At 45.7% G+C, this 25,928-nt stretch carries 16 protein-coding genes; 8 read left to right on the top strand and 8 right to left on the bottom strand.

Features of this window, described 5'->3' with window-relative positions; all coding sequences use genetic code 11:
* Positions 1–36: 36 nt before the first annotated feature.
* Together AC1DFM_RS02680 and AC1DFM_RS02675 are read right to left on the bottom strand one after the other, a co-directional pair.
* Positions 37–504 (bottom strand): N-acetyltransferase family protein, encoded by a 468-nt coding sequence (locus tag AC1DFM_RS02680; RefSeq protein ID WP_477075186.1) that lies wholly within the window; start codon positions 502–504, stop codon positions 37–39.
* Positions 505–514: 10 nt separating this feature from the next.
* Complete coding sequence (locus AC1DFM_RS02675) at positions 515–1,651, bottom strand: serine hydrolase domain-containing protein (RefSeq protein WP_477075185.1); 1,137 nt, start codon at positions 1,649–1,651, stop codon at positions 515–517.
* Between the two features lie 104 nt (positions 1,652–1,755).
* Here AC1DFM_RS02675 and AC1DFM_RS02670 point away from each other — a divergent pair, with 104 nt between their 5' ends.
* The 4 genes from AC1DFM_RS02670 to AC1DFM_RS02655 all read left to right on the top strand — a co-directional run bounded on the left by AC1DFM_RS02670 (position 1,756) and on the right by AC1DFM_RS02655 (position 6,918).
* Positions 1,756–2,247, top strand: a complete 492-nt coding sequence (locus tag AC1DFM_RS02670) for a DinB family protein (protein ID WP_477075184.1) — start codon at positions 1,756–1,758, stop codon at positions 2,245–2,247.
* Between the two features lie 48 nt (positions 2,248–2,295).
* Positions 2,296–2,991: an NUDIX hydrolase gene (locus AC1DFM_RS02665; protein ID WP_477075183.1), complete on the top strand. Its 696-nt coding sequence runs from the start codon at positions 2,296–2,298 to the stop codon at positions 2,989–2,991.
* A gap of 192 nt (positions 2,992–3,183) precedes the next feature.
* Positions 3,184–4,995, top strand: a complete 1,812-nt coding sequence (locus tag AC1DFM_RS02660) for a sensor histidine kinase (RefSeq protein ID WP_477075182.1) — start codon at positions 3,184–3,186, stop codon at positions 4,993–4,995.
* A 3-nt stretch (positions 4,996–4,998) separates the two neighbouring features.
* Entirely contained in the window at positions 4,999–6,918 is a 1,920-nt protein-coding gene (locus AC1DFM_RS02655; protein ID WP_477075181.1) for a sensor histidine kinase, read from the top strand.
* Between the two features lie 70 nt (positions 6,919–6,988).
* On the opposite strand, the gene AC1DFM_RS02650 is transcribed toward AC1DFM_RS02655, so the two are convergent.
* Positions 6,989–8,002, bottom strand: coding sequence for a beta-ketoacyl-ACP synthase III (locus AC1DFM_RS02650; RefSeq protein WP_477075180.1), 1,014 nt, complete (start codon positions 8,000–8,002; stop codon positions 6,989–6,991).
* A 190-nt stretch (positions 8,003–8,192) separates the two neighbouring features.
* On the opposite strand from AC1DFM_RS02650, the gene ruvA reads away from it, so the two are divergent.
* Both ruvA and sov read left to right on the top strand, forming a co-directional pair.
* Complete coding sequence (gene ruvA, locus AC1DFM_RS02645; protein ID WP_477075179.1) at positions 8,193–8,780, top strand: Holliday junction branch migration protein RuvA; 588 nt, start codon at positions 8,193–8,195, stop codon at positions 8,778–8,780.
* 36 nt (positions 8,781–8,816) lie between these two features.
* Positions 8,817–16,067, top strand: a complete 7,251-nt coding sequence (sov, locus tag AC1DFM_RS02640) for a T9SS outer membrane translocon Sov/SprA (protein ID WP_477075178.1) — start codon at positions 8,817–8,819, stop codon at positions 16,065–16,067.
* 72 nt (positions 16,068–16,139) lie between these two features.
* On the opposite strand, the gene AC1DFM_RS02635 is transcribed toward sov, so the two are convergent.
* Positions 16,140–16,463, bottom strand: a complete 324-nt coding sequence (locus AC1DFM_RS02635) for a DUF4231 domain-containing protein (protein WP_477075177.1) — start codon at positions 16,461–16,463, stop codon at positions 16,140–16,142.
* Between the two features lie 171 nt (positions 16,464–16,634).
* Here AC1DFM_RS02635 and AC1DFM_RS02630 point away from each other — a divergent pair, with 171 nt between their 5' ends.
* Positions 16,635–18,917 carry a TonB-dependent receptor domain-containing protein gene (locus AC1DFM_RS02630; protein WP_477075176.1) on the top strand — a complete coding sequence of 761 codons (2,283 nt, stop codon included), beginning with the start codon at positions 16,635–16,637 and terminating at the stop codon, positions 18,915–18,917.
* A gap of 4 nt (positions 18,918–18,921) precedes the next feature.
* Entirely contained in the window at positions 18,922–20,133 is a 1,212-nt protein-coding gene (locus AC1DFM_RS02625) for a sialidase family protein (RefSeq protein WP_477075175.1), read from the top strand.
* A gap of 83 nt (positions 20,134–20,216) precedes the next feature.
* Here the strand turns inward: AC1DFM_RS02625 and AC1DFM_RS02620 are convergent, their stop codons facing one another.
* The 4 genes from AC1DFM_RS02620 to AC1DFM_RS02605 all read right to left on the bottom strand — a co-directional run bounded on the left by AC1DFM_RS02620 (position 20,217) and on the right by AC1DFM_RS02605 (position 25,927).
* Complete coding sequence (locus tag AC1DFM_RS02620; RefSeq protein WP_477075174.1) at positions 20,217–20,360, bottom strand: hypothetical protein; 144 nt, start codon at positions 20,358–20,360, stop codon at positions 20,217–20,219.
* A gap of 164 nt (positions 20,361–20,524) precedes the next feature.
* Positions 20,525–21,280, bottom strand: coding sequence for an SDR family NAD(P)-dependent oxidoreductase (locus tag AC1DFM_RS02615; RefSeq protein ID WP_477075173.1), 756 nt, complete (start codon positions 21,278–21,280; stop codon positions 20,525–20,527).
* A gap of 32 nt (positions 21,281–21,312) precedes the next feature.
* Positions 21,313–23,241: a gliding motility-associated C-terminal domain-containing protein gene (locus AC1DFM_RS02610; RefSeq protein WP_477075172.1), complete on the bottom strand. Its 1,929-nt coding sequence runs from the start codon at positions 23,239–23,241 to the stop codon at positions 21,313–21,315.
* A 64-nt stretch (positions 23,242–23,305) separates the two neighbouring features.
* Complete coding sequence (locus AC1DFM_RS02605; RefSeq protein WP_477075171.1) at positions 23,306–25,927, bottom strand: PKD domain-containing protein; 2,622 nt, start codon at positions 25,925–25,927, stop codon at positions 23,306–23,308.
* Position 25,928: the final 1 nt, after the last annotated feature.

The raw sequence follows: 25,928 nt of genomic DNA, 5'->3' as shown, positions 1-25,928 counted from the left end.
TGACATACCATTCCGGAATATTATGAACGGAAAAAATCAGGTTAATTCTATGGCCACATTAATCCACTCCGGATCAAATTTGGTGGTGTATTTTTTGTAGAAGTTGATGGCAGGTGTATTCCATTCCAGGACCTGAAACAGGATGCCACTGAACTGTTGTGCTTTTGCCTCTTTCATCAGTTCATCGAGGAACATTTTACCGATGCCTTTACCCCGCCATTTTTCGGTGACGATGAGGTCTTCCAGGTACATGCGGCAACCTTTCCAGGTAGAGTAGCGGGTATAATAAAGCGCCATGCCATGTATCACTTCCTGACCATGGATGATGGTGGTGGCTACAAAGGCTTTCCATACCGGGTTAGGGCCAAAGCCGGCATCTTCAAACTGTGCTAATGTTACTGTCACTTCTTCTACTGCTTTTTCATATTCTGCCAGTTCAAGGATCAGTTTCATCATGGCCGGGCAATCTTCTTTTCGTGCAAACCTTAACGTTATGTCTTCCATATCTGTATAATTATTCGAGTGAGTCAGCAATTTGTTTCAGGATGCCAGGCCACCAGTCTGTTTTCCCCCAGCGTTTGCCAAAACGTACAATAACGGCTTGTTTGCGGGGAGAAATGTAAATGAACTGTCCTTTGGCACCTAATGCAAAATAATCAAAATTGTGTGGATCTACCTGGTAGCCCCACCACAGATATTTGTAGTAACCAACAGGGCTGCCTGCCCATTTGCACAGTGGCGGTGATAAGCGTGACAGATACTTTTGGGTATCGGCTGTATGAACAGGCGGACTCACAGATTCCGTCATCCAGGCAGCGGGGATCACCTGGCGGCCATTGACAACGCCGTTATCCAGACACAGGGCGCCAAAGCGTACAAAGTCCATCGCCTGGGCATTGAAGCCGCTTTCCATTTTGGCAAAACCGGAAGCGTGACTGTCCATGCTCCAGGATGCATCGGCTGCTGCGCCGATATGCTGCCATATTTTTTCCTGAAAGTAAGCAGGCACAGATTGGCCGGTGGTTTTTTCCAGGATCAATCCTAGCAGCAACAGGTTGTAGTTGTTGTAGTGATACGTGCTTCCCGGTGCTTCTACCAATTTGGTGTGTAGTGCCTGTTCCCGCAGATGCGTGCCGTAATATACCCGGGCATCATCTGACCATGGGGTTACGCCTTCCCGGTATTGTAAGCCGGAACACATTTGCAAGAGGTGCGCAATGGTAATATCCCGTAGCCCCGGAAGGTTATACTGCGGTATATATCTCCCTATAGATTCCTGTATACTATGGATAGCCCCTTCTTCTTGGGCAATACCAATAAGCGCAGATACCATGGATTTGGCTACGGAAAAAGACGTGTTAATGGACGTGGCGGTATAGCCGGAAAAGCTGGCATCCAGGAGGATTTGATGGTGCTGCATCACAATACAGGCAGTAGTGCCTGTTTGCTGCAGCAAATCCGGCAGCGCCATTTCCTGCGGACGTCCGCGCCAGGTATGTTTGATCAGCGGCGCCTGCCAGGCTGCAGTAGCATTTTCAAAATGTCTGATAGCGCCGTTGCGCAGTATCGGAGCGGATGGAAAGTACTGGTAGTCTGTAATCTGTGGATTATTTCTGATAATGCACCGGCTTAAATAGGTAAGCGTATTCATGGCATCAAGGTTATAGGGAACGCAAATATCGTATGCTAAAATGAAAAACAATATTGTAATTTGTAGGTTGTTTGCTGCAGGATGGTATTAATCTCTTTTTTTACATGAAAAATATGCTTGTGCATTTTACTGCTTACAACTACTGGGCAAACCAGCAGTTGGTAAAAGGGTTGCTTAAACTAACGGAAGAACAGCTGGATAAGCCTTTGGGCGCCGGAGTGGCCACGATTCGTTCCACGGTATACCTGTTGTGGCAGGAGGAAAGTGCCTGGTATCAGCGCCTGCAGCTCACGGAAAAAATTATTGATCCTACTATTGATTTCCGGGGTACTTTTTCTGCCGCCTGCGATGCTTTACTCAAACAATCCCGGTTGCTGGAAGAATGGGTACAGCAGGCCAATCAGGCGAAGCTGAATCATACCATTGCGTATACACTAAAAAAGAGTGAACACTATAAAATGGCAGTGCAGGATGTCATTATTCAGGTGTGCAATCATAGTACCTTTTACCGGGGACAACTGGTATATATGTTAGGGCTATCAGGTGCGGGAAAACTTCCGGTTACTGATTACAGTCGTTTTAAACCTAAAAAGTAGGTTGATTTTATTATTTTTACCAGATATATCTGCCTTTAAAGTTCCTTTATGAATGCTGCTTCTTTTTATGCGAAAGCCCCCAAACACCTGGTGGCAGTTGATTGTATCATCTTCGGCTTTGATGAAGGCCGGTTGAAGTTATTGATCATGCAACGTAAGGTGGCCCCCATGGCAGGCGAATGGTCGCTGGTAGGAGGTTTCGTACAGGAAGATGAAAGCACTGATGACGCCGCTGCCCATGTACTGGAGCTCACTACGGGCCTGGATGATATTTATATGAACCAGCTGCATTGCTATGGCAATGTAAATCGCGATACCGGCGCCCGGGTAATATCAGTGGCATATTATGCACTCATACGCATTAAAAATCACGATAAACCACTGGCCAGAGAACACGGCGCACACTGGCTGGAACTCCACGAAATTCCGGAGTTGATCTTCGATCATGGAAAGATGATTGAAGATGCACTGGCCGCACTTCGTAACAACGCACAATTTCACCCCATTGGTTTTGAATTGTTGCCGGAGAAATTTACCCTCTCTCAATTGAGAAGTCTTTACGAAGAAATTTATCAGAAAACCCTTGATAAACGCAATTTCCGTAAGAAGATATTATCGCTCGATGTAATGGAAAAGTTAGAAGAGAAAGACAAGACTTCTTCCAAAAAAGGTGCACACCTGTATCGTTTTGATCCTGAGAAGTACGAAGCACTGAAACGTAAAGGATTGGTGTTCGAAATCTAACAGTTCAAAATGAACAAAATGGATGACAGTCAGGATAGTAAATAAAACTATTTTACGGCCTGTTGATTCCCATTTATGGTATGGATACGCCATGCAGGCCTATATTGTCTGCTGTTCTTCTCACAAACATTGTGCGCTCAGCATAATGACATTATAGCAATTAAACATACTTTATCCGGGATAACGGACAGTGTGAGGTATGTGGATGCCTTAAACAGGTTATCAGCACTGTATATTCCCCGGCAGCTGGACAGCAGCGGCAGTTATGCAAAAGCGGCCAATGACATCGCCGGCAGGATTCATTACGACAAAGGCCGTCGCGATGCGATGCGGGGATTGGGCCGCTATTATTCCCTGCGTCCTCACCGTTATCTTTCTTTTTTGTTTTATGAGAATGCCCTCACGGCTTGCCGTGCTGCGGGCGATTCTATGGGCGTAGCCATATCCCTGATGAATATAGGCACCTATTATCAGTATGAAGGAGATCATGCTACTGCCCAAAACTATATGAACAGGGCATTAAATGTATCCTGGAAATCCGGGTTGGACTCCTTACGGGCATGGGTATTGGTAAATTATTACCTGGTGAATGCAGCAGATACCGCGGCGCTGCAATATGCCCAGAAAGCCCTGAAACAGGCGGTGGCACTCACTAACAAATACCAGGATCATTTAGGAATGCTGTATGTGCAATTATTTGAAGCGCATGAATTTTTGCGCGCCGGCGAAATAAAGAAAGCAGAAGATAAGCTCCTGAAAGTAATCCACGCGGCCGACAGCGCCGGCCTGAACTACGTAGCCATGTATGCCAGCGCACAGCTAACGGGGTATCGCATCTGGCAACGGAAGGCGGATTCACTGCACTACCAGCAACAATCCGTGAATTACGCGGTAGCGGGTGGATACACGGGTTTAATGCTGCCAGTGGTGACTACCTTATACAACTGGTACGGGCATCGCAAAGATGGGGCGAAGGCGGCGCATTACAGTCGTATTGCCCTGCATATCATGCAACAGCAGCAAGACGATATGCTGGCCGGGGAAGCTGATTACCTGGCCTATGCTTTTGGCGATGAACTCAAGGATTCATTGGAAATGCAGCACCGGATACAGCAAACACAGCTGGAATATGCTAAAGATGCTAATCATTTCTGGTACTATCAGGTGTTGATTATTACCGCCATCGCGTTGCTGCTGGCCATTTTACTACTGTATTATATCCGGGCCTACCGGCTTTCCCGCATCAACCGGACCCGCATGGCCAGTTTGCAGGATGAAATTCGTAAAGGCAATAAAGCGCTGCAGGATAACGATGATTTTAAGAACAAGCTGATTTCCATGATTGCACATGATTTTCGTACACCACTGCACAACATTGTGAATATTACCGGGTTTATAGATGATAAAGCATTAACGGTGACAGAAGCGGCAGACATGATCCTGGAAGTGGAAAAAACAGCTTCCAATACCCTGAGCGTATTTGAAGAAATATTAAGATGGATACGCACGCAGTTATCCGGCTTCGTTTATCGCCCCGAAGCCTGGCGGCTGGCAGATATGATTGACGCCACCACCCGGAACCTGCAGCACTTGTTAACAGAAAAAAAGCTGCAACTGGTCGTAGATATTCCGCCGGAAACTACCGTGCTGGCAGACTTTGAAATGCTACAATTCATTCATCGAAACTTTTTGCACAATGCCATTAAATTTTCTCCGGAGAATGGATCTATCACTATAAAGGCTATACGAAAAAATGGAGGACTCACCGTTTCATTTATGGATGAAGGACCAGGTATAGATGCCGTTGTATTGCCATCGCTATTTGCCTGGAGCAGTAAAGCATATGAGCAGGAACGGTCCGGCAAAGGGGCTGGTCTGGCATTGATTATTTGTAAAGACTTTATGGATAAAATGAATGGGGAAATAAATGCGTATAATAATGAACAACGCGGGAGTACTTTTTATTACCGGCTCCCGGAAATCATTGACAGGGGTAGCAACTAAGTAATGGGAAAAACGATTAGCGGTATACGTTATATACAATGGATCAGCAGCATTTGCCTGGCTATAGTCTTGTTGTGCGCGGCAGACAATGTCCGTGCGCAAAGTCCGCAGTTGCCGGAGTTGATGCAGGAACTGCATGATCAGCGCGACAGCAGCCAGTATGTATTAACGCTGGGAAAAATAGGTACGCTGTATATGATGATTAACCTGGACAGCTGTTTTCACTATGCCTCAAAAGAACTGGAAATAGCGAACAGGTTGCAGGATAAAAACGGGATGGCCGACGCCTATGATGTGATCAGCTTCGTGTATGCGTTGAGGACGGATTTTAATATTGCCGGTATCTATGGATATAGGGCTTTGCAGCTGCATAAAGCATTGTCGGACAGTGCGCGTATTTGCGGCACGTTGAGTAACCTATATCTCTATTACCGCAACATGGGCCGGCCAGTGGAAGCCAACAATTATTTTTACGACGCCTTTCATATGGCTACACGTTTGCCCGCCTCCGCCGATTCTATCTATAGCTTATTGCTGGTGAATTATGCGATGCGTTTCTATGGGGATACTACCCGTAAGGATTCCGTACAATGGGCCTGGCATAAGGCCAGGCAGATTGCGGATAAATATCCCCGCGGAAGGATAGGCTTGTATGTAGATGCTTTTTGTGCAGATACACTGGTGATGCGTGGCAGAGGCAGGGAAGCCGAAGCGAAAATCAATGCCCTGGCCGAAAATGCATTAAAAAGAGGATTGCCATATGTAGCCATGGAGATATATAACCGGCTGGAGGCGTACGCGGACATGGGTTATAAACTGGACATTACTTACTATCGGGAACTTTCTTATAAGCTGGCGAAGCAGGCGGGTTGTATCGAACTGAATCTTCCTATGGTAGCGGGTTTATACGATTATTACTATCAGCAGCAGGATAAAGAGAAGGTAAGTTATTATAGCAAAGAAATTATGCGCATGGCAGGGCAAGGCCGTTATTTGTCGGGTGGATACAAGATTAATTACATCGATTACTTTCTGAAAGAACAGGCACTGCAACAGTTAACACAAAGTGTGTTGAAGCAGCAACAGGAGCTGGAGGTCAGAAGGATCAAAAAACAACAGAGTCAATTTGTGATGATAGGATTATTCATCATTGTGATATTGTTGTTTGTATTGCTTTTCAGCCGCTATCGTCAGTATGTGGCTTCCCAGGAACAAGAGCAGCAGCTGGCCAATAGTTATGCGGATATTTCCCTGAAAAGTGTGGCATTGCGGGCTAATGATGAGTTTAAGAATAAACTGATTACCATTATAGCCCACGATTTCCGGGCGCCCCTGTATTATATTTCCAATGTGGCTGGCCGGTTAAAGGATTATGAAGATGACCCTGGCACCCTGGCTATTTTGATAAAAAAGATCGCGGATGTTTCCGGAAGTACGTTGGCTGTTTTTGATAACATCCTGAAATGGATACGGTTGCAGCTGGCGGGTTTTGTGTATAAGCCAGTGGGGTGCAACCTGTATGATACCATGGAAGTAGCATTGAAGCAGGCTAATGGGGTGGTGGCGGAAAAGGGGCTGGTGATGGTGAACCTGATACCGGAAGATATGATGTTGCCGGCGGACGTGGATATGCTGCGAACGGTGCAGCTGCATTTATTGCGGTTATCCGTACATTATGCGCAGCCAGGGAGTTTGATTATTATATCGGCCTGGGAAAGTGAGGGGTTGGTGTATAGCCGTATGATTACAGAAACAGGGAGTGACGCGGTGGCTATTGTAAAAGGATTATCCGACTGGCAGCAGGATATGTATGCGGTCAGTTATGCGATTACACAAGATTTTACCGATAAAATGAGGGGAGGGCTACAGGTAACAGAAAGCGAAGGTAAGTTCCTGGTATTTTTAGGTACCTGGAAAGCATAATATAGATGCCGGATACCTGTATCTGGTAGATATGTTGAAACGAGGTACAGGTATCCGGAAATGCTATTTTTTATTTTTTGCCATATTGTTCGCCATCGTAAGCCCAGCGAATATAGTTGGCGCCCCAGGTAAATCCACCACCAAAGGCTGCCATCATGATGTTGTCGCCTTTTTTGAGATGTTTTTCGTAGTCCCAGAGGCATAATGGAATAGTACCGGCGGTAGTGTTACCATAGCGGTGAATATTCATCATTACTTTTTCATCTGGTACATTGATATACTGGGAAGTAGCGCCAATGATGCGTTTGTTGGCCTGGTGAGGTACCAGCCATGCAATATCGTCGGCAGTCAGTTTATTACGTTCCATGATATCTTTCGCAGCGCCGGCCATATTGGATACGGCATATTTGAACACCATTTTACCTTCCTGGTATACATAGTGTTCGCGGGCGTTTACGCTTTCAATGGTAGCTGGTTTCACGGAGCCACCTGCCTTCATGTGGAGGTACTCACGGCCATGGCCATCGCTTTTCAGGATGCTGTCAACCAGGCCATACCCTTCTGTATTGGCTTCCAGCAGTACGCCGCCGGCGCCATCACCAAAAATGATGCAGGTAGTCCTGTCGGTATAGTCAATGATAGAGCTCATTTTGTCGGCGCCAATGACCATTACCTTCTGATAACGGCCACTTTCAATGAAGCGGGCACCGGTGTCGAGTGCATATAAGAAGCCGGAGCAAGCGGCACTGATATCAAAGCCAAATGCATTAGTAGCACCGATTTTATCGGTTACCACGTTGGCAGTAGCCGGAAATGTCATATCCGGGGTAACTGTGGCCACAATTAATAAATCAATTTCTTCCGGAGAAATACCTCTCTTTTTGCATATTTCGAGAGCCACCGGTACACACAGATCAGAGGTTCCTTTCCCTTCTCCTTTCAAGATCCTTCTCTCCGAGATGCCCGTCCGGGTTATTATCCAGTCGTTAGTTGTATCTACTAATTTTTCTAATTCCTGGTTGGTTAGCACGTAGTCCGGAACATACCCACCCACCGCTGTTATGGCGGCCGTTATTTTATTCATATAAACTAAATATGTGTTTAAAACGAGGCGTAAAAATACGATATAAACGTATATTTCCTAAAAAAGTCGAATATGACGAACTTTAAGGATTGCCAATCCGTTAAAAGTTAGCATCTTTGCCGCGGTCTACTCAAATACATTATTAATCTATTTCCGAAAGTTTAATTAAATTACTGAACCTTTACCTTGTATGATAGCTTATCTGAATGGAAAATTGGCATATAAGTCACCAGCTCTTGTTCATCTGGATGTGAATGGAATCGGTTATGAAGTACAGATCAGTCTCAATACCTATTCGCGGATACAGAATTTGGAAAGTTGCAAATTGTTAACCTTCCTCCAGATCAAAGAAGATGCACATACTTTATATGGCTTTTTTGAGGAAGCAGAAAGAAGTCTATTTTTACTGCTAATCAGTGTTTCAGGTGTAGGAGCCAGTACCGCCCGCATGATGTTGTCCTCTTTGCAACCAGAAGATGTACAACGGGCTATTATGATGGAGAATGAGCGGATGCTCGAAAGCGTGAAGGGAATCGGCGCTAAAACAGCCAAAAGAATTATACTGGAACTGAAAGATAAAATTGCGAAACACAAGGACACCGGTACACATTTATCTGCAACTGTAAACAATACAATGCACGAAGATGCGTTAAATGCTCTGATAACTCTAGGCATAGCCCGGAACATGGCAGAATCGGCGATTCAGAGAGTTATGAAAAATGAGCCACTATTGCAAAACTTGGAAGAGCTCATCAAGAAAGCCCTGAAAAGTTTATAATAAATACATAAAATCCTCTATAAAAACCTATTTTTCTTGGCAAGAAAAACATACTATGGTGCTTTTGCCGTGATGGCAATTGTATCCTTTATCATTGTTGACACTGCCGCTAGGGATCGTTCTGGGAATCTGAAGTTATCGAGAAAGAGATGGAAGCCGGATACCACCATTACAGGGCAAACCAAAGTCGATACTACCGGAAAACAAGATACCTTGAAATACCCCCTTAAGGACAGACGCGGCCCCATTTTAACGGATCCGACGTCCAGAGGAGGTATTGATCTGAAAGACCCTGCAAACATCAACAAAACAGTAGAATACGATCCCGTTACGAAACAATATACTGTTACCGAAAAAATCGGTAACCAGTATTATCGTAACCCTACTTACATGAACTTCAACGAGTTCTATCAATTACAATCCAAACAGAGCGAACAGGATTACTGGCAAAAAAGAGCCAGCGCCCTCGGTAACCTCAACCAACGCAGCAACGGCCCCGCCCTGTATAATGGTAACAATCTTTTCGATCGCCTTTTTGGTGGCAGCAAAGTAGATATACGCCCCCAAGGTAGCCTGGACCTCACTTTCGGTTACCAGGGCCAGAATATCAAAAACCCCGTACTGGTGGAACAAGCCAGAAAAAACGGCGGATTCAATTTTGATATGGGCATCAATATGAACGTAGTCGGTAAAATTGGCGATAAACTGAAACTGATCACCAACTACAATACCCAATCGCAGTTTGATTTTGAAAACCAGGTAAAACTCGAATACACCGGCTATCCGGACGAAATTATCAAGAAAATAGAAGCAGGTAACGTGAGCTTCCCCCTGCGTAGCTCCCTCATTTCCGGGATACAATCCCTTTTCGGCGTCAAAACCCAATTACAGTTTGGACGCTTAACCGTTACCAGCGTACTCTCTAACCAGAAATCACAGAAGCAAAACCTCATGCTCAAAGGCGGTACCCAGGTACAGGACTACAACCTCCGCGCAGATGAGTATGAAGATAACCGCCACTTCCTCCTGGCGCAGTATTTCCGGGATACGTTCAACTATGCCATGGCAAACCTGCCCGTGATCCGGTCACTTTCCAATATTACCCGCATAGAAGTATGGGTGACCAACAAAACCGGGGCTACCACGCAAACGCGTGATATCGTGGGTTTGATGGATCTGGCAGAACAAAACCCTTTTAATAAAACGGCGATTCACGTTAATACCACCTCCAAACTCCCGGACAGAGGAACGAACGACCTCTATTCCAATTTGATCCGGGACCCGATGAGCCGAAATACGGGAACGGTCGTCAGCCGATTGCTCGCCCTGGGCCTGCAACCGGTTTCTGAATTTGAAAAAACATTCGCCCGCAAACTCGATTCTACCGAATATACCTTTAACAAACAACTGGGTTTCATCTCCCTAAATCAACAATTACAGGCCGATGAGGTACTGGCAGTGGCTTACCAGTACACCTACAACGGTAGGGTATACCAGGTGGGTGAATTTTCGCAGGATGTACCACCAGACCAGAACAACAGCGCCAACCAGCCCGTGTTGTTCCTTAAATTATTGAAGGCTACATCCGCCCGCCCTACCTTGCCGATCTGGCACCTGATGATGAAAAATATTTACGCCACCGGCGCCTTCCAGGTAAATAAGGAAGACTTCCGCATGGACGTATATTATAAAGATCCCGGCGCAGAAGGCCGCCCACCCAGCGATAAACGCTATATCCCGGATGCAAAAGGAGATTACGCCGGGGCGCCTATTATCACCATCCTGGGACTGGACCGCTTAAATAACCAGCTAGATCCACAACCCGATGGCGTATTCGATTACGTGGAAGGCTACACGATTAATTCCCTCACCGGTAAAATCATGTTCCCTACGCTGGAACCATTCTCCGGAGGACTGAAAAAAGCTTTCGGCGGAGACGCAACACTGGAAAAACAATATCTCTACAACGTACTATATGACTCCATTAAAGTAGTGGCACAACAGTTTCCACAACTCAACCGGTACGTGATAAGGGGTTCCTATAAATCAGCCAGCTCCTCGGAAATTAACCTGGGCTCCGGTACTACCATCCCGCCAGGTTCCGTTACGGTGACCGCCGGCGGCCAGCAACTCAGGGAAAATGTGGATTATATCATTGACTATAATCTGGGCCGACTGAAAATTATTAACGGCGGCGTATTGAATTCCGGCGTACCTATTAATGTACAGTTTGAAAATAACTCCCTCTTCGGGCAGCAGGTCCGTAATTATTTCGGTACCCGACTCGATTATATGGTCAACGATAAATTGAGTTTAGGAGGTACCATCGTGCGCATGAGTGAACGCCCCTACTACCAAAAAGTGAATTATGGGGAAGATCCGATCAAAAATACCATGGTAGGACTGGATGCGAACTATGCTTCCGAATGGAAAGGGCTGAATCGCTTCCTGGATAAATTGCCTAACTATACGAGTACTTCTCCGGCCAGTATATTATTTACCGGTGAGGTAGCCCGCTTGTTCCCAGGCCACAGTAAGCTGGTGAATCAACCCGGCAGTAAGCAGGGAACGGCTTATATCGATGACTTTGAAGGGGTGAAAAGTGGGTATGACCTGAAATTCCCGGCTACCAGCTGGGCGCTGGCATCTACACCAAAGGGCGCTACTGATGCTACCGGCAGAGTCATGTTCCCGGAAGCAGAATTGAATAATGTGCTGGATTACGGAAAAAACAGGGCGAAATTGGCCTGGTATATCATTGAACCTACCTTGCAGCTACCGAAATCACCGAACCTGCCAAATGGTATTAGCATCGATGACCAGTCGGACCCCCGCTCCAGGTTAGTATATCAAAAAGAAGTATTCAAGAATCGTTCTACCGATTTCGGACAAAGCCAGTTAAGCACGCTTGACCTGGCCTATTATCCTACAGAAAGAGGTCCTTATAACTTTACCAGCAATCCGATGATGATGAATGGCAACGGATTACTGGCCCGGCCACAAACCCGCTGGGGTGGTATCATGAGAGCCATTGATAACAGTGACTTTGAAACCGCCAACATCGAATATATTGAGTTCTGGATACAGGACCCATTCATCAAACAGCCTAACAGCTCCGGTGGTTCCATGTACTTTAACCTTGGTAACGTATCAGAAGATATCCTCAAAGATTCCAAGAAATTCTTTGAGAACGGTATGCCAGATCCGAACCAGGACCCCAATAAGATCGACTCCTCCAAATGGGGCCGCTTACCTAAATTCCAGCAGCAGATTACCCAGGCATTCGACAATGATCCTAACATCCGCAGCTACCAGGACGTAGGGTACGATGGTTTGAAATCACAGGACGAAGCAGCTTTCTATAAAACGTATATGGATACACTCCGGATGAATTTCGGTGGTAGCCCCGTATATAATCAGGCGGTGAAAGATCCATCCAATGACGACTACAAACATTATCGCGATCCGGCATATAATGGGATGAACATTCTGCAACGCTATAAAAATTATAGCAACCCGGAAGGTAACTCGCCTGTATCTGATCCTAAATCAGTATTTTCTTCTGCTGCTACCAATATTCCTGAGTCAGAAGATCTGAACAGGGATAATACCATGAATGAAACAGAAGAATATTTCCAATATCGGGTAGACCTCAAACCTAATATGCAGGTAGGTTCCAACTTTATTGTGGATAAGATAGAGGCAGATGTAACCTTACCGAATAACCAGAAAACCACAGAAACCTGGTACCAGTTTAAAGTACCGCTGAACCAGTTCAACGCTAAAGTGGGTAACATCCCCGACTTTAAGTCCATTCGCTTCATGCGTATGTTCCTGACCGGTTTTACGGATTCAATTGTGGTGCGTTTTGCCAAACTGGAACTGGTACGTAACCAATGGCGCCGTTATATGTATGAGCTGCGTCCGGGTGATCCTATTCCGTTGGATAACTCCACTACCTTTAATTCTTCTGCTGTAAATATTGAAGAAAACTCCTCCCGCTCACCTATTCCTTACGTGTTGCCTCCGGGAGTAGTAAGACAAAATACCATCAGCACTAACAATACTACACTGCAGCTGAATGAGCAGTCTTTGTCGGTACAGGTATGTAACCTGAAAGACGGTGAAATCCGCGCGTTGTATAAAACGCTGAACATGGATCTGCGTCAGTATAAAAAGCTGCAGATGTATATCCACGCAGAGGCAGTAGGTGCTGCTACTGCACTGAAAGACGGACAGATGCAGGCCGTGATCCGTATTGGTAGCGACTTTGTCAGCAACTATTATGAATATCGCATTCCGCTGAAAGTAACGGATTGGAACGGTCCTAAAACAGCGCTGGACATCTGGCCGGAACGCAATAACATGGACCTGGTAATGGCACAACTCAGTGCGCTGAAACAGAAACGTAATATGTGCGACTCCTGTACGCCACTGTTACCTTATCCACAAAATCCGGTAGCTGACCAGTATGGTAACTTTATGTCGGTAGTGGGTAATCCTAGCTTAGGAGATGCCCGCACCATGATGATCGGTATCCTCAACCCGAAAGATGACGGACAACCACATTGTGCTGAAGTATGGCTGGATGAATTACGCCTTGCTGACTTTGACGAAAAAGGTGGATATGCCGCACTGGCCAGGGTGGATGTACAACTTTCTGATTTAGGTACTATTTCCGTTTCGGGTAATATGCATACCGCCGGTTTCGGAAATATTGATCAGCGTGTGAATGAACGATTCAGAGATAACTTCCTGCAATACGACGCAGCCGCTAACCTGGATCTTGGAAAACTGCTGCCTAAAAAGTTAGCGATTTCCATTCCTGTATATGCCGGTTACTCACAGTCGGCCAGCAATCCGGAATATGATCCTTATGACCTGGATATCAAACTGAAAGATAAAATGGCGTTGGCCCGAAGTCGCCAGGAAAAGGATTCAATACGGAAAAATGCGCAGGACTTCACCTCTATCAAGAGTCTGAACTTTACTAACGTCCGAAAATTAAACCTGGGAGGTGGCGGTAAACGACATCTGTGGGATATAGAAAACTTTGATCTCAGTTATTCCTTCTCGCAAATTCTACGGCATAATCCGCTGATTCTAAATGACCAGCTCACGAAACATCGGGGAGGCCTTGGGTACAACTATGCGGGGCAACCACATTATCTGGAACCGTTTAAAAAACTGATCAAATCCAAAACACATTGGCTGGATCTGATCCGCGACTTTAATATTAACTATGTACCATCTATCCTGAGCTTCCGGGCAGATATATCCAGGCAGTTTGGCGTCACGCGGGTACGTAATGTGGGCGGTGATGTGAAATACCAGTTGCCGGAAACTTATAATAAATACTTTACGTTCGACCGTTATTATACCGTGAAATGGGATCTGACGCGGAGCATAAACTTTGAGTTCAACGCTGTAAATAATGCACGTATAGATGAGCCTAACGGCCGTATTAACGATGCCGCGAAGAAAGATACCGTACGCCGGAATTTCTTCAAAGGCGGACGTAATACCAATTACATGCACAACGCCAACTTCACCTATACGCTGCCTACCTCCAAGTTCCCGGCGCTGAACTGGACCAATGTGTCGTTTGCGTATAGCACGGAATACCGGTGGACAGGCGCTTCGCAGCTGGCATTGTACCTTGGTAATGCCATAGAAAACTCTCAGCAGAAAACGCTGACAGCAGAATTCAAATTTGTGGAGTTGTATAATAAGTCGAAGTTCCTGCGACAGATCAATACCCGTAAATCACCGAATAACAACAATAACCAAAACAATAAAACAGCCGCTAATCAACAGAATCAGGCTGCCCAGGATGAAATAAATCCATGGGTGAAAGGAGCACTGAAAACACTGATGATGTTGAAACGGATTGGGTTTAACTACAACGAAAACGCGGGTACCCGCTTACCTGGTTACATCGACAGTACCAAGATTATAGGTATGAACTGGGCTACTATGGCGCCGGGCCTTAACTTCGTATTTGGTTATCAGCCAGACAGAAAATGGCTGGACAAATTTGCCCAGAAAGGACTCATTACACCAGATACCCTGTTTAATATCCAGGCACAGCAACAGTTTACACAAAGATGGGATTTACAGGCCCAGCTGGAACCCGTGAATGATTTGCGTATTGATATCAATATGACGAAGTCGTTTACCAAAACGCATACGGAACTGTTCAAAAATCTGACAGATCCTGCTAACTTCCAGCACCTGAGCCCATATGATGCCGGTGGTTTTGAAATCACGTATATCGCTATCAAAACGATGTTTGGTAAAATCAATGCAACGGATGGCGTGTCTCAAACGTTCCGCAACTTTGAATCTTACCGTAACGCCATTTCAAAAAGATTGGGCGCTGCCAACCCTTATAATAAGGACCCGGGCGTACCAGCAGGAGATCCTAAAGATCCTAATTACGCATATGGTTATACACGGTATGCGCAGGATGTGTTGATTCCGGCATTTCTCGCCGCTTATACGGGTACTACGCCGGATAAGATCGCGCTGTTGAAACAAGGAAATGATAATGTGAAAAGCAATCCTTTCAGTAATTATTTCCCTAAGCCTAACTGGAATATTACTTATAATGGATTGACCAAGCTGGAGCCGTTTAAATCGTTCCTGACCAACTTCACCGTACGTCATGCGTATACGGGTTCACTCAGCATGAACTCTTATAATACGTCCATGTACTTTGAAGATCCGCGGCTCACTGGTTTCCCGGCGTTCAGAGATACTGTATCCGGCAACTACTTCCCGTATTTCCTGGTGCCTAACCTCACGCTGACCGAGTCATTCTCTCCGTTGTTAGGAGTGGATCTCACCTTTGTGAATAGCATGAATGCGCGGGTAGAGTTCAGGAAAAGTCGCTCTCTCAGCTTGAGTCTCATTGATTATCAATTAACTGAAGTACGTTCCAGTGAAATTATTATTGGCGCAGGTTATCGTGTAAGAGGTGTACAATTGCCGTTCTCGCTCAACAAAAATGGAGGCAAGAAACAGCAGAATGACATGAACTTCAGGCTGGACCTGAGCTTCCGAGATGATAAAACAGCCAATAACCGGTTAGATGCCGACCTCTCTATTCCAACCAGCGGACAGAAAGTAATCGGTATATCGCCGTCTATCGATTATGTGGTGAATAACCGGTTGAATCTTCGCTTCTTCTACGACAGGAGACAAACCATACCAGTGATCTCTACTTCGTACCCGATTACCAGTACCAGTGGAGGTATTACGTTCAGGTTTGTGTTGTCGCAGTAGCAGTAATGAAAAATAATGTATAACGGGACTTGCATATAGATAGTGAATACAGTAGCCAATATTCACGAATATCTATATACAAGTCCCGTAATTCGTACTGCGTAATTCGTAATTATTTCCTAGGTTTGCGGCGTGAAAGGGTTCGCGATCATATGCATATTTATGGGGTTGTTGCTGCAGAATTTCAGCAAAAGCCTTATTGTCATGCAGTTTGCGGTGAACCAGTCGTATATTGCCAGTACACTTTGTGAAAATAAGGATAAGCCACAAATGCACTGTAACGGTCGTTGCCACCTTAAAAAGGAACTGAACCGCGATGCTGAGCAAGACCGCAACAATAGCAGCAGCAAGGATAAATACGAGGTGATGTTTGTAGAAGCGCTGCAGGCGTATCATACCGCACCACTGCCCAACCAGGTTACTTTTACTTCTTTTTATAAGGACCCCTGCCCAAATTCTTCCCTATCTTCCGTTTTTCACCCTCCCCAGTCAGTAGTTTCCTGACATTTTCTTTATATACCTGACTAACACTGTTTGCGAACAGCGAACAGGAAACCATTCTACTACATGAAACAATGTTGTTTACTCATCATTGCGTGTATGGCTGCGTATAGCAGTAATGCACAGCAATTACATGGGCGTGTGGCGGATGTGCAAACCAAAGAAGCTTTACCTGGCGTGAATGTAAGACTGCTGCATGTAACAGCGGGCTGTCATACCAATGCCCAGGGAAAGTACGAATTGGCTGCCGCCAGCACTGACTCTATAGAAATATCTTATATCGGTTATATTACCCGGCAAATAGCCGCTACAGAAGTGGCGCATATGCCGGTGATTTATCTGCAGCAACGGTCTACCAACCTCAATGAAATTGTGGTTTCTACATCAAGAGATAAGCAGGAGCGCACCGAAGTGCCGGTAGCTATCAGTACTATTTCGGCTCAAACATTAAGTGATACCAAAGCCACCCAGTTGGACCAGGTATTAAATAAGGTCAGCGGTGTGTATATGGTGGATCTGGGTAATGAACAGCATACCATGGCCATCCGTCAGCCTATTGGCTACAAAAGTTTGTTTTTGTATCTGGAAGATGGGATACCTATCAGAACCATCGGTGACTTCAATCATAATGCGCTCATTGAAATTAATATGGCGGCGCTGAGGAATATTGAAGTGATTCGTGGTCCTGCTTCTTCTTTATATGGCAGTGAAGCAGTTGGCGGCGCCGTGAATTTTATTACCGCCTCACCTACGTTGGTACCTACTGCAAAAGTATTGTTGGAAGGGAGCAATTGGGGCTACAAGCGTACTGATTTCAGTGTATCCAATACCGTGAAGAAAGTAGGATTTGCCGTGAGTGGTTACTACGCCAATCAAAGCCATGGATACATGGATCACAGCGACTTTCATAAGCTGGCGCTCACTGCGAAGGTAGACTACCAGATCAATGAAAAAACAAAATGGACCAATGCCGCCACGCTGATTAATTATAAAACGGATCAAACCGGCGGATTGGACAGCACGCATTTCTTCGCTAAAGACTATCGTAATTTTCAGACGTTTACCTACCGGGAAGTGAAAGCACTACGCGTTCGCAGCACTATGGAGCACGACTGGAGCAGCAGCAGCCATACTACATTTACTGCCTTCTTCCGTAATAATACTATCGGGCAAAATCCCTTTTATGCCATCAGAGATGTAAGAGGAACACAGAAGGCAGATGGGCAAATCAACAGCGATGGGTTCAACAGTTATGGCATCATTGTGCAGCATAAGAAACAGTTTCATTGGAAAGATGCAGCCCTGATAGCCGGGGTGAGTGCAGATTACAGCCCTGCTACCTATATCGCTAATTATATAGCTATTACGAAAGATGCGGCAGGCTACTATGCCAGTTATCGACAAACTGATTCCGTACTCACAGACTACCGGGTAGGATTACTTAACAGTGCCGCCTATACGCAATTTGAATTTTCTCCTATTTTGAATATGAGGGTGGTAGCAGCTTTGCGCTATGACCGGATGGACTATAATTTCCAGAATCATTTAACACCTTCGGCGTACACAGGCGCTCCCAGCGAGCGGAATAACTTCAATGCCCTCACACCCAAACTGGGGCTTACGTATAATCTCGGTAATAGCCGTGGCTTGTACGCCAATTATAGCGTAGGATTTGCGCCGCCTAATATTTCAGAATTATATACTGGTGTAAAAGTACCGGTGCTGAAATCGGCTACCTATCAAAACTATGAAGCGGGCGGCTGGTTTGGTTTTGCTAATCACAAAGGCTATGCTGACCTGAGTGTGTATCGTATGAATGGCACTAATGAAATCATCAGCGTGAGAAATGCTGATGGGATGTATGAAAACAGGAATACCGGCGCCACCACACATAGTGGCGTGGAGTGGAACATAAAGTACGCACCGGTAACCAGTTTGCTGATACGAACCAGCGGTACGTATGCAGAGCATATTTTCAAAGCCTATGCAGATGGAAATAAAGTATATACTGATAACCAGATGAATGGTGCGCCTAAATGGATCACTAATACTGAAATTACCTGGAAGCCCGCTGTGCTGAAAGGCTTCAGGATTGGCGCGGAATGGCAGCATATCAGTAAATACTTTATGGATGCCGCTAATACATCGGTATACAATGGATATGATTTGTTTAATGCCCGTGCCGGATATGCATTTAAAGGATTTGAATGTTGGTTGAACTGCATGAACATAGGAGACCAGCTGTATGCTACTACAGCAGAGAAATCTGCTTACGGAAAAACGTATCGCGTAGGCCCACGGCAAACATTCAACTTTGGAGTGGCTTATACATTTACAGGAAAAAATTAACGTCATGAAATTATTGGTAACTACGCTAATACTATTAACCATCTGGTCCTGTCATCGTAGTGATGTACAGCCAGAAACGGCAGTGGTGATCTCTCACGCGGGCCGGGATGGTTCCTGTCCTTATGTAACAAGGGATACTGAAGGCCATCCGGTAATCAGTTGGGTAGAGAAAGATAGTAGTGCAGATACGGGGTTGATATATTATGCAGTGTCTAACGATAACGGACATACGTTTTCTGCACCTGTAGTTATTCCTACTACCACCGGTGTTTTTCCGCATGATGAAAACCTCCCTAAGCTGTTGTTTAAGCCGGGAGGTAATGTGATCGCGATGTTTGGCGTAGAAGCCAATGATCCGCGTAATAAGTATGCCGGAAAAGTGATGTATACACAGTCGTTTGATAACGGTAAAACCTGGCAGGCCGCGTTGCCGCTGGTAACAGATACGGCCGGCTATGACCAGCGTTATTTCGATATGGCGTTGTTGCCCGGCGGAGAGGCTGCGGCAGTTTGGCTGGATAACCGGAAGCAAACTAGTGAAGAAGGCTCCACGCTTTATTTCTCAGTAACAAGCGGGCAAAATGGGTTCCAGGAGGCAAAGCCGGTTGCTACTACTATTTGCCAGTGTTGCCGCACGCGGATGTATGTAGCTGATAATGGTAACATTCACCTCGCTTACCGCGATATTATCAATGATTCTATCCGGGACATGGTACACCAGGTATCTACGGATGGCGGTAAATCTTTTTCTGCACCGGTGCGCATCAGTGCTGATAACTGGGTAGTGAATGGTTGCCCGCATACAGGCCCCACACTGACCGCTAACAGTACCGGCCTGCACTTTGCCTGGTTTACCATGGGCGGGGGACAGGGCGCCTTTTATTGCCGCTCTGTGGATAACGGCAACACCTATACGCAAAAGGAATCTCTCAGCAAGGCCCCTATGGCGAAGCATCCGCAAATGACTACCGTGAACGACCAGGTAATGGTGGTATGGGACGAGCCGGTGAAATGGAAAAATGATTTTAACAGCAGAATAGGCTTTCAGTATAAATCGGCCGAAGGCCAAACAAAACAAACAGGCTTTTTTACAACAGATAGTAGCTATGCTAATTTCCCGGTGATCAGTGCTTTGAAGGAAGATAAGGCGTTGCTGGCCTATAAGCGGCGAAACGGCAACAGGAGTGAAGTAGTAGTGAACAGGATAGCATTATAGCCTAAAAATAAATTTGGGATGTAGATGATTTTCAGCAAATGTAATTACCTGAAAAAATCTACATCCCAAATCAAAAAAAAGTCTCAGCTGTAGCCCAATGAATAGCCTTTGTCTCCGGTCCAGTCTTTCCGCGATGCCCAGCGGCCATAATTGCCTCTCCGGGAATTACCGAAATAAAGGCGCCATCCTTCTCTCCATGTTGGATAGTACAGACGTAGCAAGTACATAGTGATAAATGTAAGCATAGGGATATGGTTTCATGTTTAGGATAGACAGTTAGTTTAGTTGCATTGGCATAGATCTCTTGCAGACACCGGGTAAATAGTCAAGAGATATATAAATGTTTCCAAATATAAAAATTTATACTAAAACATAAAATCACATCTATGTGTTATTTTTTATCTATGTAATATGCGTTGGCTTGTTGCAAAGGCGTCATTACCAAATCATTAATACAAACATGGGGTGGCAGGGATGTGCAGTAAAGTACTACGTCTGCTACATCCTGCGCGCTTAACGGGATAAAGCCTTTATATACGTCTTTGGCCTTGTCTTCATCTCCTTTAAATCTTACCAGAGAGAACTCTGTTTCCGCTGCACCGGGATGAACCGCTGTTACTTTGATACGATAGGGCAACAAATCAATCCGCATCCCCTGTGTAATAGCATCTACGGCCGCTTTGGTGGCACAGTACACATTACCTTTGGCGTAAACCAGTTTGGCCGCTGTAGAGCCTATATTTACGATATGGCCGGTAGTACGGGAACGCATCCACGGAATCACCGTGCGCGACACATACAGCAGTCCTTTTACATTGGTGTCAATCATGGCATTCCAATCGTCGGTGCTGCCTTCGTCGATGGTACTTAAACCAGCCGCGAGACCCGCATTGTTGACAAGGATATCAATCTTTTGCCATTCTTCCGGAATGTTACCTAATACCGTTTTAACAGCTGCCTCATCTCTTACATCAAAATTCAACGCCAGCACATTCACCCCAAATTCCTGGGTGAGCTGTGTCTGGAGTGCATCCAGTCTTTCTTTCCGCCGTCCGGTGATAATCACATCATAACCTTTACTGGCATACGTAGTGGCACATGCCTGGCCAAATCCGGCAGTTGCACCTGTGATAAGAACAATACCCATGAGATGAATTTTTTGTGCAAGGTACAAAAGGATCAGCGGATCAGTGTGACGGTTCCTTTTTTCTGAATTTGTTGGCCGTTGAAGTCGATGCCCTCCAATATCCAGATATAGGTGTCTACAGGCGCTGGCGCGCCTTTGAAGGTGCCATCCCATCCATTGCGGAAATCAGTGGAGGCATAAATTTCTACGCCCCAGCGGTTGTAAATACGGAAGTATTTATAGGACGTAATACCAACGGGAATAAACCGGAAGCGGTCATTCTGCCCATCGCCATTTGGTGTAAATGCATTCGGGATATACATTTCGGGGCCGGTGTAATATTTTACACTCACCGCTGCATAACCAAAGCATCCCTGTTGGTTGGATACCCGTAGCTTAAAAGCAATATCCCGGTTGTAGTGTAACACCGGATGTGCAATGTTGGGATCTGATAAACCATCCGAAGGTGTCCAGGAATATATCTCACCGCCGCTACCCTGCATCACCAGTGGTTGTCCCCGGGCCAGTATAGTGTCGTTACCGGCAAACGGAGTGACTTCATAAATCCGGATATTTTTGGTAATGGTTTTTTCACATTTTTTATCAGTGAGCAGCGTCAGTGAAATCGTATATACGTCACCTTTAGTATAGGTGTGTGCCATTGATTGTTGTACACCCGACGTAATGGTGCCATCACTGGAGCCGAAATCCCATACATGCGACGTAATGTGACCATAGTAGTAAGAGGAAGTATCATTAAACTGTATTGGATCTCCTTTGCACACGCCAGTAGTAGTAAAGCCCGCTTTTAATCCGGGATAATTGTAAACGGTACCTTCAGTGCTGTCAGTACAGGCCAGTCCGGGATTGACCACCATTTTCACTTTATACACGCCCGTGTCCGGATACTGGTGATAGAACATGGTTCTGGTGTTGGTAAGGGTATCGGTACCATCACCGAATGTCCAGTAGTAGGTAGATGAATAACCGGCTATGCTGGCATTACTGATAGGCACATGTAAGGCGGGATCTTCCGTACAATTAGCCAGCACCGATGGGAAGGTGGCGGTGATGTTGGTTTGACAATTGAATACGGTGAGTAAAATATCCTTACTATGGGTGCCCAGAAATTGTTTGGTGTATGGATCGTATTCATTCACGCATACCGTTACCACATATTTACCCGGTTGATTAGGCGTGCAGGTAATCAGCCCTTTGGATGATATAGAAATGCCAGGTGCTCCATTCATCGGATTACTGCCGGAATAGGGCGGTATGTATCGTACAGTGGTGTTGTAGGGAGGTGGTGTGGTAGATGTATTTTCGTTATTGGCAGAACCGTCTGTTAACGCACTGCAAAGATTATAAGTAAGACTATCACCATCTTCATCATACGCTGCATAATCTAATGTAAATGGCATGGAGCTGCAAATAACAATGGAGGTGTCTTTATTGAAATAAGCGCTGTTGTTAAAAGGTCTTGATTCGGTACCGGGAATAACGGTGTAGTAGGTGGAACCTTCGTGTTCTGAATCATAAATATTATTCAGTCTTTCACCGCGGCAGCAACGTTGTGAAGATACATAGTAGCCACCGGGAATAGGCGCCAATTCTATTACTGCAGTATAGAAAGCTACCTCCAGGTGTTGTGCCTGTGGTGCCAGACAAGGATTTTTCAGCGTATCAATCAGGGGACGTGTTTCGGAAATATACATATATACAGAAGACATCACTTTGGAGCCACTGGAATTGAATACATTAGCGGTAACGGGATTTTCAAATTTGTCGATACACCCTTGTCGGTCGCCGCAGGTGAAGTCTGCGTCGCGGTATAGCTTGAGGGTGATGAGATAACGGTAGCGTATATTATCTCCGCTCCTTCCTAATGTTTTGTAATAAATTTCGCCACCAATGATGTGATATCCAGCTGCGAGTATAGGGAACAAACAGCAGCTCAATATCAATAAAACTGCTCTCTTCATGATGGGGGATACTGCTATCTGAATTTAACAAAAAAAAAGCAGATCCGGTTCATTTCCGTGAACTTTATCTTATCAGTGTGACGGTGCCTTTACGTTGAATGGTGTTGTTGCTGATATCTTTTCCCTGTACTACCCAAACATAGGTAGCGATGGCGGCAGGTTGTCCGTTGACGGTACCATCCCATCCCTTTAAATAGGCCGTGGAAGAGTAAACCAGCTTACCCCAGCGATCAAATACGCGGAAGAATTCTGTTTGTACAATGCCCACCGGCAGCGGGCGGAAAACATCATTTACACCATCGCCATTGGGAGAGAATGCGTTAGGTATATAAATCTCCGGCCCTTTCATGAAGCGAACAAAAATGTTGTCCGTACCGGAACAACCTTCCTGCGTATAGGCGGTAACGGTATATGTAATGTCATGGTTATACGTAGTAACCGGATTATAAATGCTGCGGCTATTTAATCCGTCTGGCGGGGTCCAGGCATAGCGTACGCCCCCGGTAGCATGGAGCTGGAAGGGCGTGTTCAACATAATAATGGTATCGTTGCCGGCGAAGGCGCGGACTTTCGGTACTACTTTTACTAACGCGGTGGCAGTGATAGGTTTAGGGCATCCGAGTGTATCCGTTACAGTTACCGTAAATAAAGTGGTATCTGCCGGCCGGGCCACCGTAATGCGGGACGATGGACTATCAACATAGTAAGCCGGCGACCAGCGGTAGTAGGCGCCGCCAGTAGCCCGCAGTGTTAAAGGCACACCGAAACAAACAGTGGTATCCGGTGCAGCGGTGGGCTTTGGTGGGTCCACTACCTTAAGGGTAACGGTATCGGCAGAACGACATTTCCCCAACGCTACCTGTACTTCATAAGATTGCTTAGGAGGCGCAGGTGTTACATACGCATCAGGGTTGGTGGATACTACTTTGCGCTGGTCCAGATCCGTCCAGCGGTAGGTATACAGCCCATCTGCCATAGATTCGAGATGAATTTCATCATTGGTACACACCGTGCTATCAGAAATGGTTTGTACGTGAATAGTATCTCTTACATCTACCATTACATTTTTATCATTCACACATCCCTCGTTATCCGTAAACATGACTTTATAGATATATGTACGCGGCGGAAATACAATAGGATCAGGGGTATTAGGGTGTAATATGAAGTAGTTGTCCGGCGTCCAGTTAAATTTACCGGGCACCGTACTGGTAGCCCACATATGTAAACTGTCTTTTGAACAAAGCAGCGTATCTGCAGTAGCTTTAAATGGTGGCTTATCGTAAATAATGACGGAATTGGAAATCGTTTGTTCGCAACCGTTATTATCCCGTACATATAGCTTTACATTATACGTACCAGGCGTTTTATAAGCATAGTTAGGGCTCGTGATATTGGAAGTATCACCATTACCGAAATCCCATTTTGAATAAGCAATAGTACCTCCGGTAGTAGTAGACGTAGAAGTAAACCTGGTTTCTTTATTTGCGCAGAAACCGGCGGCGGTATATCCGGCTTTTAATACCGGAAACGCATATACGAGCGCTGTAGCGCTATCGCCGCAATTGCTGAGTTTATCTACCCACATCTTTACGGTATACACCCCTTTTTTCGCATAGGTATGCGTGAAAGGCGCTGTACTGTTGGTGGTAAGCGTAGTGCCATCTCCAAAGTCCCAGGTATATGGCTTTCCGAGTGTACTGTTGTTAGTAAAGGTGATGGTGAAATCTTTACAGTCATTGTACTTGTCGGGCATCGAAGCGGTCACCTGTTTTACACAGGTGGTGATGTTGATATGGAAATCTTTACGTAGGGTACCTATTTGTTTTCCGTTGCGATATTCGTTTACGCATACTGTTACCACGTATTTTCCTGCTGCGGGTGCAATACCTGAAATGATGCCCGTTTTGGGGTCTATCTGTACATTTAGTCCCAGTGGACTGCCACCGGAAAAAGATGATTTGTAGGTCACTGGTTGATAGGGTGGATTAACTGCAGCGGGGGGGACGTTATTTCTGCCATCTGTTAACGCGCCTCCTTTGTAAGCAGTACAGAATTCATACCTCAGTTCGTCGCCATCCGGGTCGGTGGCGGAGAAGTCGTAGGTGAATTTTTTATCCGCGCATACCAGGGTGGCTTCTTCCTTATTAAAAGTAGGACTGGAATTATTTTGTGCATTCAGGGTGCTACCGGGAATATCTACATAATAAGTAGCGCCGGTACCTACGTCTCCGCTACCATCGTCGAGGGGCTCTGCTACAATGTTTAGCATAAAGGGATCGCGGCAGCAGCTCTGAAAAGCAATCGTATAGCCTTCCTTGTTAGCCGGTACCACAATGGTGGTGGTATACGTACCTATCTGGTAGCAGATAGTAGGGGGATTGACGATGCAGGGATCTATTTTCGCGAGCGTTTTTTCTTCGAACAGCGTTCTCCTGGTCAGGTAATCACCTACGCGGGAGTAGTTGCTTTTATCAAAAGCAGAAAGATATACAGCGGTAGGCATTGCTGCGATCCTGGGACCGGTACCGCAGATACGATATAATTTGAGGGTAACGGAATAGGTCAACATGTTGTTAGTACTGCGGCTGATGAACTTGTAGTACACCTGACCACCTATAATATGACTGGCTTGCGCCACCAGGGCGCACACCATGCATAGCAGGATGGCAAATAGTTTTTTCACA

Source organism: Chitinophaga sp. 05T412 (genome assembly GCF_056396465.1).
This window is presented reverse-complemented; position numbering and strand designations above follow the sequence as displayed.

Excerpts from the sequence above, each read along its gene's own strand:
- AC1DFM_RS02680 (WP_477075186.1), bottom strand. The coding sequence starts at position 504 with ATGGAAGACATAACGTTAAGGTTTGCACGAAAAGAAGATTGCCCGGCC.
- AC1DFM_RS02675 (WP_477075185.1), bottom strand. The coding sequence starts at position 1,651 with ATGAATACGCTTACCTATTTAAGCCGGTGCATTATCAGAAATAATCCA.
- AC1DFM_RS02670 (WP_477075184.1), top strand. The coding sequence starts at position 1,756 with ATGAAAAATATGCTTGTGCATTTTACTGCTTACAACTACTGGGCAAAC.
- AC1DFM_RS02665 (WP_477075183.1), top strand. The coding sequence starts at position 2,296 with ATGAATGCTGCTTCTTTTTATGCGAAAGCCCCCAAACACCTGGTGGCA.
- AC1DFM_RS02655 (WP_477075181.1), top strand. The coding sequence starts at position 4,999 with ATGGGAAAAACGATTAGCGGTATACGTTATATACAATGGATCAGCAGC.
- AC1DFM_RS02650 (WP_477075180.1), bottom strand. The coding sequence starts at position 8,002 with ATGAATAAAATAACGGCCGCCATAACAGCGGTGGGTGGGTATGTTCCG.
- ruvA (WP_477075179.1), top strand. The coding sequence starts at position 8,193 with ATGATAGCTTATCTGAATGGAAAATTGGCATATAAGTCACCAGCTCTT.
- AC1DFM_RS02635 (WP_477075177.1), bottom strand. The coding sequence starts at position 16,463 with ATGATACGCCTGCAGCGCTTCTACAAACATCACCTCGTATTTATCCTT.
- AC1DFM_RS02630 (WP_477075176.1), top strand. The coding sequence starts at position 16,635 with ATGAAACAATGTTGTTTACTCATCATTGCGTGTATGGCTGCGTATAGC.
- AC1DFM_RS02625 (WP_477075175.1), top strand. The coding sequence starts at position 18,922 with ATGAAATTATTGGTAACTACGCTAATACTATTAACCATCTGGTCCTGT.
- AC1DFM_RS02620 (WP_477075174.1), bottom strand. The coding sequence starts at position 20,360 with ATGTACTTGCTACGTCTGTACTATCCAACATGGAGAGAAGGATGGCGC.
- AC1DFM_RS02615 (WP_477075173.1), bottom strand. The coding sequence starts at position 21,280 with ATGGGTATTGTTCTTATCACAGGTGCAACTGCCGGATTTGGCCAGGCA.
- AC1DFM_RS02610 (WP_477075172.1), bottom strand. The coding sequence starts at position 23,241 with ATGAAGAGAGCAGTTTTATTGATATTGAGCTGCTGTTTGTTCCCTATA.